This is a genomic window from Streptomyces sp. NPDC005263 (assembly GCF_042872365.1).
Lineage (GTDB): Bacteria > Actinomycetota > Actinomycetes > Streptomycetales > Streptomycetaceae > Streptomyces.
Genome location: NZ_JBIAKJ010000008.1, coordinates 125456 through 143681, shown reverse-complemented (window position 1 = coordinate 143681; position 18226 = coordinate 125456). Strand labels below are relative to the sequence as shown.

At 69.3% G+C, this 18226-nt stretch carries 14 protein-coding genes and 3 pseudogenes; 10 read left to right on the top strand and 7 right to left on the bottom strand.

All coding sequences use genetic code 11. The annotated features are described in order from the left end of the window. Positions 1-168: 168 nt before the first annotated feature. Positions 169-651 carry a hypothetical protein gene (locus tag ACFYRY_RS31800; protein ID WP_389153315.1) on the bottom strand — a complete coding sequence of 161 codons (483 nt, stop codon included), beginning with the start codon at positions 649-651 and terminating at the stop codon, positions 169-171. Between the two features lie 267 nt (positions 652-918). On the opposite strand from ACFYRY_RS31800, the gene ACFYRY_RS31795 reads away from it, so the two are divergent. Next, a complete protein-coding gene (locus ACFYRY_RS31795) occupies positions 919-2247 on the top strand; it encodes a Fic family protein (protein ID WP_389153902.1) in 1329 nt (442 codons plus the stop codon). A 1034-nt stretch (positions 2248-3281) separates the two neighbouring features. Next, positions 3282-3563 (top strand): annotated as a pseudogene (locus ACFYRY_RS31790) (DUF6247 family protein); the annotation flags it as partial. 388 nt (positions 3564-3951) lie between these two features. Here the strand turns inward: ACFYRY_RS31790 and ACFYRY_RS31785 are convergent. Beyond that, positions 3952-4425: a MarR family winged helix-turn-helix transcriptional regulator gene (locus tag ACFYRY_RS31785; RefSeq protein WP_389153313.1), complete on the bottom strand. Its 474-nt coding sequence runs from the start codon at positions 4423-4425 to the stop codon at positions 3952-3954. Between the two features lie 82 nt (positions 4426-4507). Here ACFYRY_RS31785 and ACFYRY_RS31780 point away from each other — a divergent pair, with 82 nt between their 5' ends. Then, positions 4508-5446 carry a zinc-binding alcohol dehydrogenase family protein gene (locus tag ACFYRY_RS31780; RefSeq protein WP_389153310.1) on the top strand — a complete coding sequence of 313 codons (939 nt, stop codon included), beginning with the start codon at positions 4508-4510 and terminating at the stop codon, positions 5444-5446. 215 nt (positions 5447-5661) lie between these two features. Here ACFYRY_RS31780 and ACFYRY_RS31775 read toward each other — a convergent pair. The 3 genes and pseudogenes from ACFYRY_RS31775 to ACFYRY_RS31765 form a co-directional block, all read right to left on the bottom strand. Next, positions 5662-6457, bottom strand: a pseudogene (locus tag ACFYRY_RS31775) (IS110 family transposase). Positions 6458-6489: 32 nt separating this feature from the next. Next, on the bottom strand, positions 6490-7041 hold the full coding sequence (locus ACFYRY_RS31770; RefSeq protein ID WP_389153307.1) for an EF-hand domain-containing protein: 552 nt from the start codon (positions 7039-7041) through the stop codon (positions 6490-6492). Positions 7042-7175: 134 nt separating this feature from the next. Continuing rightward, positions 7176-9476 carry a molybdopterin-dependent oxidoreductase gene (locus ACFYRY_RS31765; protein ID WP_389153900.1) on the bottom strand — a complete coding sequence of 767 codons (2301 nt, stop codon included), beginning with the start codon at positions 9474-9476 and terminating at the stop codon, positions 7176-7178. Between the two features lie 104 nt (positions 9477-9580). Here ACFYRY_RS31765 and ACFYRY_RS31760 point away from each other — a divergent pair. From ACFYRY_RS31760 to ACFYRY_RS31750, 3 genes and pseudogenes are all read left to right on the top strand, one after another. Further along, positions 9581-9961: pseudogene (locus ACFYRY_RS31760) on the top strand (hypothetical protein); the annotation flags it as partial. Between the two features lie 73 nt (positions 9962-10034). Beyond that, on the top strand, positions 10035-10634 hold the full coding sequence (locus ACFYRY_RS31755) for an SMI1/KNR4 family protein (RefSeq protein ID WP_389153304.1): 600 nt from the start codon (positions 10035-10037) through the stop codon (positions 10632-10634). A gap of 304 nt (positions 10635-10938) precedes the next feature. Further along, the gene (locus ACFYRY_RS31750) at positions 10939-11454 is read left to right on the top strand and encodes a DinB family protein (protein WP_389153301.1); all 516 of its coding nucleotides are present in this window, start codon (positions 10939-10941) and stop codon (positions 11452-11454) included. 552 nt (positions 11455-12006) lie between these two features. Here the strand turns inward: ACFYRY_RS31750 and ACFYRY_RS31745 are convergent. Both ACFYRY_RS31745 and ACFYRY_RS31740 read right to left on the bottom strand, forming a co-directional pair. Next, a complete protein-coding gene (locus ACFYRY_RS31745; RefSeq protein WP_389153298.1) occupies positions 12007-12633 on the bottom strand; it encodes a DedA family protein in 627 nt (208 codons plus the stop codon). Continuing rightward, entirely contained in the window at positions 12630-13403 is a 774-nt protein-coding gene (locus ACFYRY_RS31740; protein WP_389153295.1) for an MBL fold metallo-hydrolase, read from the bottom strand. The genes ACFYRY_RS31745 and ACFYRY_RS31740 overlap by 4 nt, the downstream gene beginning before the upstream one ends. 85 nt (positions 13404-13488) lie before the next feature. On the opposite strand from ACFYRY_RS31740, the gene ACFYRY_RS31735 reads away from it, so the two are divergent. From ACFYRY_RS31735 to ACFYRY_RS31720, 4 genes are all read left to right on the top strand, one after another. After that, positions 13489-13920 carry a hypothetical protein gene (locus ACFYRY_RS31735; protein ID WP_389153292.1) on the top strand — a complete coding sequence of 144 codons (432 nt, stop codon included), beginning with the start codon at positions 13489-13491 and terminating at the stop codon, positions 13918-13920. An 84-nt stretch (positions 13921-14004) separates the two neighbouring features. Further along, positions 14005-16110, top strand: a complete 2106-nt coding sequence (locus ACFYRY_RS31730) for a phage holin family protein (RefSeq protein WP_389153290.1) — start codon at positions 14005-14007, stop codon at positions 16108-16110. Between the two features lie 122 nt (positions 16111-16232). Then, on the top strand, positions 16233-16661 hold the full coding sequence (locus ACFYRY_RS31725; RefSeq protein WP_389153287.1) for an OsmC family protein: 429 nt from the start codon (positions 16233-16235) through the stop codon (positions 16659-16661). Between the two features lie 171 nt (positions 16662-16832). Further along, on the top strand, positions 16833-18221 hold the full coding sequence (locus ACFYRY_RS31720) for a hypothetical protein (RefSeq protein ID WP_389153284.1): 1389 nt from the start codon (positions 16833-16835) through the stop codon (positions 18219-18221). Positions 18222-18226 lie beyond the last annotated feature (5 nt).

Sequence of the window (18226 nt, the reverse complement as noted above, 5' to 3'; positions counted from 1 at the left end):
CGGACAGGGCGGCGCCGGAGATCGTAAAGAAGGTGCGGCGGTCCATCGCTGTTCGCGGAGCGTCTCTCAGGACGGGCACGGAGCTGTGGGGTCCGAGCGAGGCCACACCGTCGGCGGTCAGCGGCACCCAGTAGCGACAGATGTAATCACGTCACGAGTCACACCACGTCAGGCCGCGGGCTGGCCGTTGACGCGACACTCCTCGGAGGGCATCGAGTCCCATTGAGTATTCGCGCCGTCGCGCGTCACCATGAACAACGGACGCGATCGGAGGACCCGCCCGACTGGTTGCCCGCGCATCACGACCCCGGAATCATCCGGTCCTGCGTAGCCCTCGGGTGTGTAGCGAAAGTGCACGTCCATTGCCTCGGCATACGCGATGGCGTCGCTCTCCAGCTCCGACAGGTCCCTCCCGACGAGCGGGAGTCCGTCGTACGCAAACTGGGGACCGTGCACGGCGTCAACAGCGATGCAGAACAGCCCCACAACTTGGCTCGCATAGGCCGTGACGGCAGGCAGTGAGGGGGCCGCCCCGCGACGGTGGACTTCGACCTTCCAAGTCGGCGAGAAGATCGCGTGGTCCCGCGCACACTCGCTGACCTTCGTCTGGCCGAGTGTCTCAGCCGCCTCAACCACTTCGTCGACGGTCATACCGAACAGACGGCCGGGTGCCGCCGAGCTCGCGCAGATCAAGTTCGCAGGGCGAGCCCGCGCCGGGCGGCTGACGGCCCCTTCGGCTGGTACTCGAGACTTCAGTCGGTGCTTCGAGCACCACAGTCGTCATGAGGGGCCCCTTCCGGGCATTTCCTCCGGGCCCTCCGGGCCTTGCGGTAATCCGCTTGAACCACGGACGGGTGGACGTGGCAGGCTTGCGCGGTGATTGTCGACCTGGCCCCCCATTTTCTGACCTGGGACGATGTGGATCCCGCCGGTCATTTCTTCGACAGTGCGTCGGCACCGCAGGTGGTGCGGTCGCTCGGGCCCGCCCGGAGGGTACCCAGCCGCCCCGGCACCCCCTTCGGTGACCCGGAGATGAATGCTTGGAGCTGGGGCGTGGGACAGCCCTGGGCCGACGCCATGTCGCATTCCCTCGCCGAGCACTACGGCCGCTGGACGGTGGGCTGGCGCTGGGCCCACGACGAAGGCGACTTCGACGGAGGACCGGTCGGGAACTGGTGCTGCCCACGTGACTCGATCACCACACCGCAGGAGACGCTCGCCCGTGTCGTCGCGGCACTGTGCGAGTGGCGCGAGTGGCTGGAGAGTCTCGCCGGGTGGTTCGACGCGTACCCCTTGGACCTGACCGAGGTCGAGGACCAGCGGATCCTGTGGGAGCGTGCCGCCCGAGACCTGATTCTCCAGGTGACCGATCGAACCGGCTGCGGCAGCGGTTGGCACGGACACTGCCGTCAAGTGCTCACGTGGTTCCTCAGCCGCTGGGGGGTCGCTCCCGAACACGCGCAGGAACTGGTCGACGGGGCGATCGGCGGGCGGTTCGCGAGCTGGACCGGCCCCGACTCGGTGCTGGTCGAGGACGTCGCGGAGCGGCTCGCGTTGTCGCTGCGGCCTGACGACTGCGCACGATCGGCCAGGCCCCTGCCCGACCACCTTGAGCGCTGGCTCGCGGTGCGCGAGAGCGTGCCATGGCAGGAGGCTTCGCAAGGCAGCCAGGACGGCCCCGTGGCTCCGTCGCGTGACGGAGCGGCGGAGGACATACGCGCCTTCGACGGCGCTGTGGATCCCGCCCGCGCACGGGGCCTGCTCGGCGCCCTGGAACTGCTGCGGGCCGACGCGGCGCGCGGCGCCTCCCTTGACTTCGAACTGCTCCAGCGCTGGCAGCAGCACGTCCTGGGAACACCGCAGCCGCCGCCGTTCCGCGATCTGCCGGCCTTCGCCAAGGGAGGCCGGGAACGCTACGGCATCGCCCCGGACACCCGAGCCCGCCTCGACGCCTGCCTGACCGAGAGCGCGCGCCGCACCGAGCCGCCCCTTCCCCTCACCGCCCGGGCCGCACGTGCCTATCTCGACGTGTGCTTCTTCCACCCGTTCGACGACGGCAACGCCCGGTCCGCCTTCCTCGCTCTCGTCTTCGTCCTCGCCCGCGAGGGCATCACGCTCGACGAGGTCGGCCTGCTGCGCCGCGTCACCTTCCAGGCCGACGAGCCGCAGGACGCGCTTGCCCTCACGCGGTACGTCGACATCCACCTCACGGAGACCCGACGCAACACCACCTCCTTCGACTCCTAGCAGTTGGGCATGAAGGCGCCGACGAGACCGTCCGGACTGCTCGGCCCCCGTCGTGCAGGTTGCAGAGGACGACGGCCTACTGGAGCCGGTGACAACTGCCGTGCTTTGCGCACTGGTGGTGACAAGCAGCGCGCTGACCTGGTGCCAACTACCGTGCCTCACCATGCAGCATCGGGCCGTCGGTCCCATGATCCACTCACGGTAGTGTTCACCTGTTCGATACACGTCCCCGCCGGGGCGTGCGCGGGAGGGGTGGCATGAGCGCGACGGAGTCGGCAGACGGCACATGGAAGCTGACCGCCGAAGAGGGCGGGGTACTCGCGGGGCGATGGTGGAAATGGGCTCTGTCCGCCCCCAGCGACCACAGCCCTGTGAGCGACACAACGGGTGAGCACGCTGCCTGGAACCAGCCGACCGACCTCTGGTTTCTCGCAGGGACCTACGGGGGCAGGGTGGAGCGGCGTTGCACTGTCCCCTCGAGTCGCCCCCTCTTCTTCCCCGTCCTCAACAGGTACTCGTCAGCCAAGGATCCTCAGACCCTGACGGTTACGCGGGCCGCAGCGTCCCTCAACGGGATCCCGCTGGCTCTGCAGGAATATTCCGGACCGTTCAGAACGGGACTCACCCGGCGTTTTGCTTGGGGTATCTGGGGTGGCATCGCGCCCTTGACGCCAGGCCAGTATGTACTGGAGATCAAAGGGGAGTCCGCGACCGGTTTTTGGGTGGACACGACGTACCACTTGACAGCCAAGGCGTCCTGATTCAGGTCGCGTGGCCTGCTGTTATCGGTGACAGCCGGGATGCCGAACCTGCCGTCGTGGCAGGCCGCGTGCTGAGTCTGTGACAGATACCGTGCCCGTTGTTGGCAAAGCCGCAGATGGGCGCCGCCCTTTGTGACAACTGTCGCGCGTCGGCACAGCAGGCCCCCACGCTGTCGTCAGTACCCTGATCCAGTGGGACCGATCTGTCCCATGCCCGCCTCCACGGCGACCCGGCGCGCGCACCGTGGCGGTACGACCCGCCGCGAGGAACAGCTGGGCGCGCAGCCCGACCACGCACCCGTCCCGCCGTACGCGCCCGCGCCGGGAGCTCCGGCCGAACTGCTCGCCCAGCTGCGCGCCGACCGCCGCGCGGAGCGGTGGGTGCCGGCCTTCGATCAGGAGTGGGCGACGGCCCTGGAGGAATCGCCCCGCACCTCCTCCCTCGCCGCGCTGTACGAGGTCGTCCAGGTCTGGCAGGCCCGCATTGCCTCCGCCCCGGCAGTCGACGCGTTCCTCGACTCAGGCCGGGATGAGACCGGGTTCGTGGACCTGGCACGCGGAGAGATGGTGTGGGACGTCCTGGACGCCGCGGCCGCAGACCCGTGGGGCTTCCGGCAGTGGGACACCGGTGATCCCGAAGGCGACGACGTCCGTATCGACAAGCGCCACGGCGCCATCGAACGGGACTGGCTCATCGAGCAGTACGTCCACCGCCGGCGAACTCTGCCGGACCTCGCCCGCGAAACCGGCATGAGCGCGCCGAACGCGGCCGCAGGATGAGACCCACCCGGTTCGGCAGGAGCGTTGCCGCAGCGGTGCGAAAGTCCGGCTCCGGAACGTGACCATGAGGCGCCGACCGAGAATTTGGGCACGATGCCGAGGCTTCTCGCCCTCAGGGTGGGACGGCTCCCTCGCTGTCTTCCCGGGCATGCGTGACGATCTGCTATTCGCCACCGGGGCCGGTTTCAACGCAAGGCTCATCCTGCTGGACTATGCGCGCGAGGAGACCCATGAGCTGGGTTCGCTCGGCAGGCGTCAAGCCAGCGGTCAGCTCATCGTTCGCCTCACGGCCCAGTTTCTCTGTCTGAAGCAGGCGACGTTTCCCGCTCGCTGAAAGTGTGATGGCGTTCTTACGACGGTCCTTGACGTCCGGCGTGCGGGTCACGAGGCCGTCGTTCTGGAGGTCGTTGAGGATCGCGACCATGTCCTTGGGATCGATGCGCAGGCTGCGGCCCAACTCGGCCTGCGATACGGGTTCCAGTTCGGCGACGGCTGACAGCACGGCATGGTGCATCATCCGCATGCCTACCTGAGCGAGTGCCTCGGCGACGAGTCGGTGCCCCCGAGCTGCTGCGCGGCCCAGGAGCCAGCTGGGGAGGGAGCGGATACGGGCGGGAGCGCCAGTGGTCTCGGACATAGGATCAGACTAACCAGAAAATCATTGGGGTCCCCTACGATCTTTCCCTATCGTTGGGTCTCCCAATGACCTGGAGGTCTGTATGCGGCGGGTTCGTTTCTATGAGCACGGCGGTCCGGAAGTGCTCCGCATCGAAGACGCGGAGGCCCCTGAGCCCGGCCCCGGGGAACTGCTGGTGCGCACGGAAGCCATCGGCGTGACCCTTCCCTCCGTGCGCAAAGTTCGCGGAGGAGACGGCAGGACGCCGCTACCGGGAGTCCTCGGAGGCGAGGTTGCCGGCACAGTGATCGCACTCGGTCCGGGGGTGGCGGATTTCCAGGTCGGCGACCGCGTCACGTCGCTCACTTTCAGCGGCGGCTCGTATTCCGAACTGGCAATCGCCCCTGGCTTCATGGCGAGCCGCATACCGGACGGAGCGAGCGCCATCCAGGCCGTCGCGCTGGTGCGCGGTGGACACGTCGCTCTCGCCGCCCTCGCCACGGCCCGTCCCCGCGTGAGCGAGTCGGTCCTGATTACGGGCGCCGCGAGCGGAGTGGGGCATCTCGCGGTCCAACTGGCCAAGCTTCAGGGCATTGGACGAGTCGTCGCGGCCGTGAGTTCGCACACCAAGGCGGAGTTCCTCCGCGATCTCGGCGCCGACGAGATCGTCACCTACGACAGCGAACACTGGGGGGAGCCAGTCGACGTCGTCCTGGACGGAGTCGGCGGAGATCTACTTCCACGCGCCGTCTCCGCCCTTGCACCCGGCGGGCGACTCGTCTTCTTCAACTCGGGCGGCGGCACTGTTCCCGCCTTCGACCTCCTGGCAGGATCGAAAACCATCACCGGGCTCACCATGGCGAGGTTCGCCAACACTCGCCGCGAGCTCTATGACCAGCATGGCGAGGAACTGTGGAAGCTGACCCTGTCCGGACAGTTGCAGCCGGTCGTCCACGCCCAAATTCCGCTGGCTGACGCGGCACGAGCGCACGAGATCATCGAAGCCCGTGCCAACCTCGGCAAGGTTGTCCTGCTGCCCTGACGGTGACGCTGAGCGCATCGGGAAACGAGTGGCCGCTGCGGCCGGGAGGCCCCCCGCAGAGGAAATGACACGACGGTGAGACAGAACTCGTCGGCCAGGCCGTGAGACAACCAGAGAAGCCGCAGGTCGCAGCGTCGAGCCATGCCACGGGCGGCGAGATCTTACACCTTTCAACGAAACCGACTCAGGCCATAAAGAACTTCCCAATGACGATGTCAAGCCGCAGCAGTAACGGGTGGTAGCGCTTGGTAACACTCTCCGTCGCGGAGCATGGCCCACAAGACGTTGGCTCGTCGACGGGCCAGAGCTAGCACGACCTGCTTGTGTCCCTTCCCCTCGTTGCGCTTGCGTCCGTAGTAGGCCTGGGAGGCGGAGCAGGTTCTCAGACTGGCCATCGCGGAGAGGTAGAAGGCCCGGAGTAGGCCACGGTGGTAGCGGCGAGGGCGGTGCATATTGCGCAACGCCCGCTCCAACGCGGAGAAGAACTCCAGCAGTTGAGCCCGCAACCGGTTGGTCTGAAGGTTCGGTCGTTGACCAGGTCGAGGCGACGGCCGGTCAAGGTGCACAGGTCGACGGCTATCTCGTCGCCGGGCCGAAGAGGCCCGAGGTCCCTGCGCATGCGCGCCTGGTCGGTGATGACGAAGGCGTCTTTCTCGTCCGTCTTGCCCTGGACTCGTAGGCCGTCGACGCCTGGTGCACGGCCAGGCCGGTGATGTAGACCATCGGCTGGTGGTGGCTGAGCAGGAGTCCGATGAGCAGGGCGGCGCCGCCGTGGTTGATGTCCACCGCCCACAGAGCGTCCTCGGACAGTCCGAGGACGTCTGCGATCAGCTCCAGCAGGGCCGGTTCATCGTTGAAGACTCGGCGCGAGAGGAGGCGTTCGCCCCGTTCGTCGACCACCACGCAGTGGTGGTGTTCCTTGCCGATCCACGCTTGGAAGGTAGGACAAGCTGAGGTGCTACGCGACCCACGCCGCCACGCGGCCGCTAGCCAGGGGGCAGGCCCTGGCATAAGCGCGGGTCCGGGGGCGTATCCGGGGACTGTCAGGCGGTGACCTTACCGAAGATGTGGTTGGCGGGAGCGTCGGGGTCGTTGCCGTAGAAGAACTCTTCGAGTGCCTGGTGGAACTCGTCACGGTCCAGTCCGCCGGAACCATCGAGGTCCAGAGCGGCGAAAACGGCGGCGCAGTCCTCGCCGGGGACGGCGGCGACCGAGTCGAACATCTGCTGGAACTCGGCCTGGTCGATCTTGCCGTCTCCGTTGAGGTCGACGAGGTCGAAGAAGCAGTTGGTGACCGGCGCAATCTGCTGCGGGTAGAGCGCGCGGTCGGTCAGGACACTCTTGAAGCCTTCGATCATCTCCCGCACATCGACCTTCCCGTCACCGTCCTGATCCATCGGGGCGATGACGTTCGACCAGAACTGGTCCATCCCCTCGGTGAGCCGGCGGACGGTCTCGGCATCAGGGGTGGTCTCGCGGGCGCTGATGTAGCGCTCGCTCATCTTGCGGACGTCGTGCTGGGTAATGAACCCGTCGCCGTCGACATCGGCGCCCCTGAACCACTGGCCGTACTTGAGATCTTGAAGTGCAGTCATAACTGCGCACCGTATTCACGCAGTTACGGCGATGCAAACGTCCGAGTGGAGGCCGGGCGCCGGTCGGACCTGCCGACCGGGCGCCCGACGAGGGTGAACACGGCAAACTCGCGCGTCGTCGGGTTGGCTTCGTTTCAGTGTTCGAGGCGTGGTGGTGTGAAGGCGAGTACCTCCTCGACCGGCCCGTCGTAGACCTCGACGTCGACGAGAGCACTGTGCGCACTGGGTCCCTGGGACAGACGCGAGCACCCGCGGTCCCCGGTGAGGGTGTTCGGGTTGCCGTGACGATCCAAGGTTCCACTCCGGCCTGGCTGGGCCGGGTCCCACCACGCTCCGGTGGACAGCTGGATGACTCCGGGCATAACGGCGTCCGAGAGGATCGCGCCCGCCAGGCAGCTGCCTCGGTCGTTGAAGACGCGCACGATCATGCCGTTCTCGATACCGCGTGATGCCGCATCTTGCGGGTTGATCGTTACGGGCTCGCGGCCGTGGATCTTTGACTTGAGGCTGTGGCCACCGTTGTCGTACTGGCTGTGCAGGCGTGAGGCAGGCTGATTCGAGATCAGGTGCAGCGGGAAGCGGTCCGCCAGGTCGGCGCGGAGCCACTCCACGGGTTCGAACCACGTGGGATGTCCGGTGCAGTCGTCGTAGCCGAACGAGTCGATCTTCTTGGAGAAGATCTCGATCCGGCCCGACGGCGTCGCCAGGGGGAAGCGCTGCGGATCGGAGCGCAGTGCTTCGAAGCTGCCAGGAAACGGCCCGCGGAGTGCCGGCAGTTCGACACCGGAGGCGCGTTGCCAGAAGTCGTCGAAGTCTGGCAGGGCCGCGTCGTCGCCGAGGTTCGCCCGTGTCTGGACGTAGAGGTGCCGGACCCATTCGATCTCGGAACGCGCCTGGGTGAACTCGCGCTCATAGCCGAGCCGGGCAGCCAGAGCGGCGAAGATTTGGTGGTCGGTGCGTGCCTCGCCGGCCGGCTCGCGGACCTTCGGCATCGCGACGAGGTGAGGGTCGGAGAACCCCGCGGCGAAGTCGTCACGCTCCAGGCTTGTCGCGACGGGAAGCACGATGTCGGCGAACTTCGCCGTGGTATTCCACCAGGCTTCATGGACCACCACCGTGTCCGGGCGCTGCCAGGCTCGGGTGAGGCGGTGGAGGTCCTGGTGGTGGTGGAAGGGGTTTCCTCCGCACCAGTAGATCAGGCGCAGGTCCGGCAGGGTCAGGCGCTGACCGTCGTAGTCGATGGTCGCGCCCGGTTCCAGCAAGGTGTCGGCGATCCGGGCGACCGGAATGAAGTCCGCAACAGGGTTCGCCACCCGTGGCATCGACGCCACAGACGGGCGGCCCGGGGCCACACCGGTCGCGTCCATCGTCGCGTAGCCCGCGCCCCAGCCGCAGCCGGGCCGGCCCAGCGAACCCGCCATGGCCGCCAGCACGACCGACATCCAGATCGGCTGCTCACCGTGGTCTGCCCGCTGTATGGCGTAGTTGACCATGATGAGGGAACGCTGTGTGGACAGGCGGCGGGCGAGATCGGGGATCGTGTCGCGGCTGACGCCCGTGATCCTCGCGGCCCAGTCGGCGTCCTTGACGACGCCGTCCACGTCGCCGGTCAGGTAAGAGGCGAAGCGGTCGAATCCCTCGCAGCAGCGGGTGAGGAAGTCCTCGTCGTACCAGTCGTTGACCAGCATCGTGTGCGCGATGCCGAGCATCAAGGCGGTGTCGGTGTTGGGGATGACCGGCAGCCACTCGGCGTCGAGGAAGTCGGCGGTGTCACTGCGGATCGGGCTGACGTTCACGAATCGCACCCCGGCCTCACGGCACTTCCGCTGCAGGTCCCGCGTCTGGTGCCGGGCCAGCCCGCCAGGGTTGATCTGGCTGTTCTTCAGAGCCAGCCCCCCGAACGCCACCACGAGCTCACAGCTCTCGGCGATCTCGTCCCACATCGGCATCCGGGACTGGTAGCTCCACGGAGCCCCGCCGATCACATGCGGAAGGACGACCTCAAGAGCGGCGGTACTGTACGTGTTGCGCGAGTCGGTGTAACCCCCGCCCAACGCCAGGAACCGCTGGAGCTGACCCTGCGCATTGTGGAACCCGCCCGCACTGGCCCAGCCGTACGAGCCGCCGAACACCGCGCTGTCCCCGTGCTGTGCGCGCACTCGGCGCAATTCCTCGCTCACCAGCGTGAGCGCGTCGTCCCAGCTGACCTCTACGAAGGCGTCCGCACCTCTGGCCGTTTCATCGGCGCGCGGCAAGCCATTGAGCCACCCTTTGCGCACCGCGGGACGCAGCACACGCGCACTGTCCTCAGCAGCCGTCACCATGCCCGGGCCGATCGGCGACGGCGCGGGGTCATCACCCCGGGGCTCAATGCGCACCAGCTGACCCGAATCGACCACGGCTACGAAACTGCCCCAGTGCGTCGCCACCGGCATGCGTCGTTCCACCGTGCATCAACTCCATCCCTGAAGTTTCTCCGGCTCTCGAACAACGGCCGCTACACCACAGGGGTGCCGCGTCAGTCAGCGGTCCGCAGGACACAGGCTCCCCCTGGCGGATGCTGCCCAACCCTGACGGTGCGCACGACTCCCACCGCCGCCACTCCACCGGAGCCCGGAGCGCCTCTGGCGACCGCCGCCTTCTCCTGGACGAACTCGGCGCACGCGGGGAGCTGGACTTGTCCCAGTGCGCGATCGACTTGGTGAACATGCGGGCAGCGAAAGTGGGGGATCTGACGGGTCCGCATCCCGTAGATCGCGGTAAGAAGGGATCAAAGATCCACACGGTTGCCTGGCTTGCCGGATGCCGCCGCCTGCACCGTCGGTACGAACGCAAGGCAGGGCACTTCCTCGCCTTCGCCGGCATCGCCGCCGCTCTGATCTGCCACCGCAGACTTGCGAAGGCTCTCAACTCGACGTGATCCGTAAAGTACGGCTTCAAATGGCGCGGCCCAACGCGGTGGACCGCGCCGCGTACGCACCTTCGAGGAACTCATGACTGACTACCTGGCTGCCGTGATGGAGATGCTCGGCCCGGCCCAGAACCGCTATGCGGACCCGGCTGCCTGGGACCGTCTCCACGCAGAGCTCGGCATACAACTTCCGCCCGATTACAGGGTCCTTGTGGACGCGTTCGCCCCCATCCAGATCAACGGGCACCTGTCCCTCTCCCACCCCGCAACCGAACGGTGGAACCTGGGACAAAACATCCGCAGCACGATCACCGCGTGGTCCGAGGTGCCGTGGGACGACCTCGATCTCGACGCGGATGAAGACCCCCGCCAGCTCTTCGGACTCGACGACCTGAGCTTTGGTACCCGCAACGGGCTGTGGCCGATCGCGAGCACCGACCGGGGCGAGACCATCTTCCTGATCGCTGCCCCCGATGCTCCGAGGCTCCTGGTGAGCTATGACGCAACCTGGGCAGAACACCACATGAGTTTCGCGGAATGGCTCTACCGCTACCTCGTCGGCGAAGACATGAGCGGGCCCAATAGCACGGCCTTTTACCCCGGCCCCGTGCAGTTGCAGCACCTTCCGATGTCCGCTGACGAACGCCCGGTACCTTGGTACGGCCCAGACCGCGGTATGTGAGATTCCACCGCTCTCGTCACAGCAGCAACCTGATGAGATCATTTCTTAGAGGGCGGTACGCAAAGATTTGCCCGTTTTCTCTCTGTCGCGGGATTGACGTGCAGGGCAGGGCAGTTACTGCGGTTTGATGCGTGATGTCGCTGGGGCGTACGCCTTGTACTGCGGAGACGAGTGCCCGCCGCACGGCATCACGCGAAGATCACCAGTGACACTCCGATGCCCTCAGCCGTGACCATGATCGAAAATCGCGAAAGAACCCGTCATCCAGATGCGCCCTCCAGACCCCCTGGTAGCGTGCGCCGGCATGTCATCGGAACGGCAACGTCCCCCGCGCCAAGCGGACGAACGTACCGCGCTCATCGGCTGGCTGGACCTGCAGAGGCAGATCCTCCGCTGGAAGTGCGAAGGGCTGAGCGACGAGGACGCGCGCCGCCAGGTCATCCCGACCTCACCGGCCATGACGATGGCCGGTCTCATCTCCCACATGCGCTGGACCGAGCACATATGGCTGGAAGTGCTATTCCTCGGCGGCGACAAGAAGCAGAACCCCGCATTCGACGAGTCAAGCGAGAACGGCGACTGGCACACCGACGGCCGCCCCCTTGCAGAGCTCCTCGCGGAGTACGAGGCCCAGTGCGCCCGCAGCAACGACATCGTTGCCGCGGCTGACCTGGACGATGCCGGCCGTCACCCCGACTTCCGCGACGGCAGTGCCAACCTCCGCTGGATGCTGATCCACCTCGTCGAGGAGACGGGGCGACACGCGGGGCACGCGGACATCGTCCGGGAGCTGCTCGACGGTACGAAGGGCTACTACTAGCGCAGCTCCGCGAAGCGGGCCCAGCACGAGACGGTTCAGGAGCGCTCCTCGGACTGGCCAGGAACCGCCCTGACCTACGTGACACGGGGCCATAGAGACTCGCCTGCGGCGAGAACCTGCTCACCCTTCACCGGCTCCGCCCGTACCGGCGACGTCGCGGAGCTGATCCCGCCGACACGCCACGCTCGCCCAGAGCGGCCTGAGGCGCTCGACGAGCCGACGGTGCGCGCGGTGGTCCGCCCGGCTGTCCGCGCCGTCCGTACCGCCCCGCCTCCGCCCACCGATCCGCCGGCGGATCCCACAATCGCCGCAGCGGGCCGCCTCGTCGACGACCTCGGCCACGGCGACCGGCGCGACGTTTTCCGCCGGCGACGTGCGCTTCGACCACTGGCTGGCTGGTCACGGCGGCCCCTACCCGATCGCGGACGTGCTCCTCGACGGCAGTCTGCCAGTAGCTGGTGTCCGACCGGACCTTCGCGCCAGCGGGGCGGACGTCGGCGGCCAAGGTCCCGGGACAGCACACCTGGGTCCCCCGACACCCGAAATCCCCCATCAGGCTTTCGCCGGCCGACGGATCCTCTTCCACACACTCGGCGCCGTGCTGATCACCACGGTCAGTGCGACCGCGGCGACCACGCCCTCCCAGGGCTCGGGGAACAGTGAGCCCCCGAGGATCCCGATCACCTGGTACGTCACCGCCCAGGCCAGGCACGCCGGCAGGTTCCCCCGGGCGAACCGCCGCATCGGCCACTCGGCCATCAGGCAGGCCAGCATCACCGGTATCCGGCCGGCCGGCACCAGCCGGGACAGCACCAGCACTGCCACCCCGTGGTCGGCGAGCTTCTCCTGGGCCTGCGTGAGCCGCTCCTCCGGCGCGCGCGAACGGATCGCCTCCAGCCAGCGCGAGCCGTTCTTCGACTTCATGCCGCGCCGCCCCAGCCAGTACAGGGCCATGTCACCGAGGAACGCGGCCGCCGAGGCCGCCACGAACACCAGCACCAGCGTGAGCGGAGCCGTCTGGTGGAAGGCCACCACGGCCGCCGAACTCACCAGCGCCCCCGTCGGGACCACCGGCACCAGCGCCCCGATCAGCACCAGCAGGAACAGCGACGGATAGCCGAGCGCCTGCTGAGCGGACGCGGTCGGCTCCACCGTCGGGACCACGGCGAGCCAGCTCACCGTGCGGCCCCCAGCCGTATGTTCTCCCCGTGCCCGAGCCGGTGCACCGCCACCCGGGGCGCGTGCGCGGCCGCGAGGCGCACGAACTCGTCGCCCGGCGTATGGAACTCGTGCGGGCGCACGGCGTCCATCCCGATCGGCCAGTACGTGCCGTAGTGCACCGGCACCGCGCTGTGCGGCGCGAGCCGGGCCAGCGCCTGAGCGGCCCGGCCGGCGTCCAGATGCCCCTCGCCGAGGTACGGTCCCCAGCCGCCCACCGGCAGCAGCGCCACGTCGATGGGCCCGACCTCCTTCGCCATCTCGTCGAAGAGGCCGGTGTCCCCGGCGAAGTAGGTGCGGGCCTCACCCTCGACGACATAGCCGAGGGCGGGGGAGCGGTGCGGTCCGAACGGCAGCCGCCGCCCGTCGTGCCGGGCCGGCACCACCCGGACCACCAGATCGCCGACCCGGACCTGGTCCCCGGGCGCCACCTCGCTCAGCCGGAGATGAGTGAGCCGGCGCAGCCCCGGTACCGCACGGGGCGCGCCCCGGGGTACGAGCAGGCGCGTGCCCGGTGCGAGCCGGGCCAGCGACGGGACGTGCAGATGGTCGGCGTGCAGATGGGAGACCAGCGCCACGTCGGCCTGCCAGGCGCCCGGCGGGGGCAGCGCCCCGCGACGGCGCCGCAGATGTGCCAGCCGTCTGACGAACAGGGGATCGGTGAGCACGCGGACGTTCGAGTCCGTGACCGTGCAGGTCGCGTGACCCCACCAGGTGATCTCCACCGGCACCTCTTTGCCTCCTTCGCGCGACTCCCCCGAAGGGTACGGGCAGGAGTAGGGTCGGCGGCGAAACCCGGAGGTGAGGGGGGACTCCATGGGACGGGTACGAGGTGACCTCGGCACGCCTTTACCGTTGCGCGTCACGGCCATCGCCAGCCTGACGCCCCTCGAAGAGCTCGACGACGACCCGTTCCTGGTGGACTCCCGCAGCCAGCACGCGATGTGCGCCCGCTGGGCCGCCGAGCGCGGTCACGTCGTCACCAGGGAACTCCTGGTGTGCGCGCTGCGCCCCGACCACGGCGTCCTGTGGGAGGGAGTGCGGCCCGGCCGTGACCTGTTCGTCGCGCCGAGCCTACGGGTGCTGCGCAGCGCGCTGGCGTCGGTGGACGAGTTCACCGCCGAGTGCGCCCGACGCGGGGTGCGGGTGGAGACCGTCGGCCACGCGGAACCCGCGTACGACGCGCAGATGAAGGCCCGGGTGCACCGCAGGCTGTCGATGCCCACGGCCGGGTACGACGGGCGCTAGCGCTGCCGAAGAGGCCGCCTGGACAAACCCGTATGACAGGCTTGGCTCAGGAGCCCGCACCGACGACGGGCCGGGACGTGAGGTGTGCGGGGCGTGCGATCAGGGCGTTGGCGGCGGGTTGCCAGTCAGGTCGGGCGGAGCGTCGCGGTATGGGTGGTCTGCACCCTCACGATGCTGGTACTGGCGGGGATCCTGCCGGACTTCCGGCTCCAGTCCGCCGACGGCGACAGCGCCACCCGTATCGCCGTCACCGCCGCGTTCGGCGCCGGCGCCTTCGGCCTCCTGTCGGCTCTCGTCTGGCCCCTCCTCGTACGGCTGTTGCTGCTGGTGCCCGCCCTGGTGCTGGGGCTGCTGGTGTTCTTCCTCAACGGCGCGCTGCTCCTGCTCGCGCTGCGGCTGAACCCCACCGAGCAGGGCGACGCCGCTCCGGAGACCGCGGTCGTGGTGGCCGCCGTGATGTCCGCCGTCGCCTCCGCGACCGGCGCCGCGCTCGCCGTCCGCGACGACGACGCCTACCGGCGCCGCCTGTACCGGCTCGCCGACCGCCGCCGCCGATCCGGCCCGGCCTGCTCCCCCGCCCCCGGCACCGTCTTCGTCCAGCTCGACGGGGTCGGCCACGACGTGCTGCTCGACGCCGTCGACAGGGGACTGATGCCCACCGTCGCCCGTTGGCTCGCCACCGGCATCGGTGTCGGCGTCGGTACCAGAGGCGGACCCAGCCACCGGCTCACCCCGTGGCGCACCGACTGGTCCAGCCAGACCGGCGCCAGCCAACTCGGCATCCTGCACGGCAGCAACCACGACATCCCCGCCTTCCGCTGGTACGAGAAGGACCGCGGCGAGGTGATGGTCTGCAACCGCCCGACCAGTGCCCTCGAGCTCCAGCGCCGCGCCGTGGAGGCCACCGGCGACGCCGGACTGCTCACCGTCGACGGCGCCAGCCGCGGCAACCTGTTCTCCGGCGGCGCCGACGAACAGGCCCTGGTGCTGTCCATAGCCACCCGCCGCCGCAGCCGCGAGACCCGCTCCAGGGCGGGGTACTTCGCCTACTTCTCCGACCCGGCCAACGCGGTGCGCACCGCCATGTCCTTCGTCGCCGACGTCGGACGTGAGATAGGCGAGTCCAGCCGGGCCCGCGCGCGCAAAGTACGGCCCCGGGTGGGGCGCGGCGGCCTCTATCCGTTCGTCCGCGCCTTCGCGACCGTCGTCGAACGCGATGTCGTCGTCGCCGCCGTGATGGGCGACATGCTCGCCGGACGCACCGCCGTCTACGCCGACCTCGTCGCGTACGACGAGGTGGCCCACCACTCCGGGCCGGCCAGCCGGGACGCGGAGAAGGTCCTCGAACGCCTCGACCGCTCCCTCGCCCTCATCGAGACCGTCGCCGAGCACGCCCCTCGCCCATACCGGATCGTGGTGCTGTCCGACCACGGGCAGAGCCCCGGCGAGACCTTCCGCTCCCGCTACGGACTCACCCTCTCCGACCTGGTGCGGGCCGGCGCCGGGCTGCCCGTGCCGCGCCGGGCGCGGCGCACCCACAGCGGCACCGAGGCCCGCGCGGCCGTGCGCGCCGCACTGCGCCGGCCGGTCGAGGAGCGCGCCGAGCAGTTCCGCCCGTCGGGCCCACGCTCGGAACCCATCGTGCTGGCCTCCGGAAACCTGGGCCTGGTCTCCTTCCCGGACGTGCACCACCGGATGACCAAGGAGGAGATCGACGCCCGCCACCCCGCCCTGCTGACCACCCTCGCCAACCATCCCGGCATCGGCTTCCTGCTGGTGCGCAGCGAGGAGCACGGGGGAGTCGTCCTCGGTCCGTTCGGCGCGCAGATCCCGCTCGACGAACTCGACGACAACCCCGGTCCGCTCGCCGACTTCGGGCCCGGCGCCGCCGACGCCGTCCGCCGCACCCACTCCTTCCCGCACACCGCCGACATCATGGTCAACTCCTGGTACGACCCGGCCGACGGGGAGGTCCTCGCCTTCGAGGAGCAGATCGGCTCCCACGGCGGTCTCGGCGGGGCCCAGGCCAAGGCCTTCCTGCTGTCGCCGCTGGCCCTGTCGGCGCCCGTCGAGGACGGCACGGAACTCGTCGGAGCCGAACACATCCACCAGGTGCTGCGCCGCTGGCTCCAGGAGACGGACGGCCCCCAGGTCCCGCTGACCGAGCATCAGGAACGACGGGTCGCCTGATCCGTGTTGTCGGGCGCGGCCGTCGTTCAGCGCGGGCGGGCAGGTCCTTCGCGTGAGCCGGGCCGGAGTGTGATCGGATGGTGCCGTCATCCCGTCACCGGGACCATACGAAAGGAATGACCGTGGCCACCACGCGCTCCGCACACACCGTCTGGGAAGGCAACCTGCTCGAGGGCAACGGCGTTGTCACCTTCGACACCTCCGGCGCCATCGGCGAGCAGCCGGTGACGTGGGCTGCCCGCACCCAGGAAGCGAACGGCAAGACCAGCCCCGAGGAGCTGATCGCGGCCGCCCACTCCAGCTGCTTCTCGATGGCTCTCTCGCACGGCCTCGCCGGGGCAGGCACCCCGCCCACCAAGCTCGTCACCTCCGCCGACGTCAACTTCCAGCCCGGTGAGGGGATCACCGGCATCCACCTCACCGTCGAGGGCACGGTGCCGGGCCTCGACGAGGCGGGCTTCGTCGCCGCCGCCGAGCAGGCCAAGGTCAACTGCCCGGTCAGCCAGGCCCTGAAGGCCGTATCGATCACGCTGTCGGCGAAGCTCGCCTGAACCGGCACCCGGGACAGCGCATCCGCCGGGCCGCCCCACGCCGGGGCGCCCGGCGGGTGGCCCGGCCGACCCGTGCGCACGGCCGGTGGGCGTGCCCGGCCGGTTCACCGGCACCGGCCCGGGTAAGTAGCTGACGGCGGTGGAACGACCGGGCGCTGGGAGGACTCATCGGTGGCGGGAACCTCAGGCGGGACGACGGTGCTCGACTCCGCGACCCGTGAACTCACCCGCGCGGTCCTGCTGTTCAGCCTCGACGGCCGCGCCCGCCCGCACAGCACCACGTCCGACGCGCTGGTCGACCGGCTGGACTTCGGCCGGTTCGAACCCCATCTGAGGTCCAGCGGAGCGGTCCTGCCCGTGCCGGTCCTCACCGAGCACCTGGGCCCCGACGAGCTGCGGCCCGCGCACGGCGACCACGCTCTCGCCCTCGCCGCCGCCGAACTCCTGGTCCTCGCCACCCCGCGCGGCGACGTGACCCTCCTCGTCGACTGCGGCTTCGCCGCGGACACCACGCCCGACGCCCTCGCCGCCTGGCTGGCGGACACCTGCTTCGACCGTCGGCGCATCCTGCTCGGCGACCGGCCGCTGCTCGACGTGGTCAACGAACGGCTCGCCCTGCCGACCCCCCTCACCTACGGCCAGAACGTCCACCAGCTGGTCTTCCCCGGCGGGCGGTTGCGGCGCGACCTGCTGAGCGCGGACCTCGCCGACGCCACCCGCAGGGCCGCCCTGCTGAACGAGATCGTCTACCGCGGCCGGCTGCCCGCGCACCGCACGTCCGAGGCCGAGGACACCCTGCCGCCCAACCTCAGGAACCACGGCGTCACCCTCTCCGCGCACGGCCGCGGCGTCTCCGTCCAGGCCGGCTGGGCCCCGCACGTCGAGAACGGCCTGATCCTGGTCGCCGTCGGCATGATCTCCGCCCTCGCCGTGCTCCAGCGCACCCGGCTGGCCGCCTTCGAGACCATGCGCGCCAACGAGCGGGCCCCCATGACCGACTCGCCGTACGAGGTCCGCTCCCTCATCTCCCGGCTGTCGGCCGGGGTGAACGAACTCCAGCTGGACCTGGCCTTCGGCGTCGAGGCGTACGTGGACAGCCTGCTGATCCCGGAGATGCTGATGGAGGCCTTCCAGTCCTCCCTGCGCGACACCCTGGGCATCCGCGACAGCCTGGAGAACTCCGCGCGCATGGTCGAACGGCTCACCTCCGTCATCGGCGCCCGCTCCGCCGCCCTCGACGCCGAACTCGCCGAGCGCGACGATCGCCGTGACCGCACCGTCTCCGCGCTCGTCGCCGCGGCCACCCTGATCGCGCTGCCGCCGACCCTGCTGCTGACGTACTTCGGGGTCAACGGCACCAACGTCCACTCCGACCGCTCCATCTTCGACCTCGACACGTACGGCACGGCGTACGCGCTGGCCTGGCTTCCCTTCGTGGTCCTCGCCGTGATCGGATACCTGCTGCTCCGGAGGGTCAGCAGACGCTCCGGCGCCCTCCTGTCCCCGCCCGACGGCCGGCCCGCCACGGTGCCCGCGCCCCGATCCCCGTCCGGGAGCTGACCCGC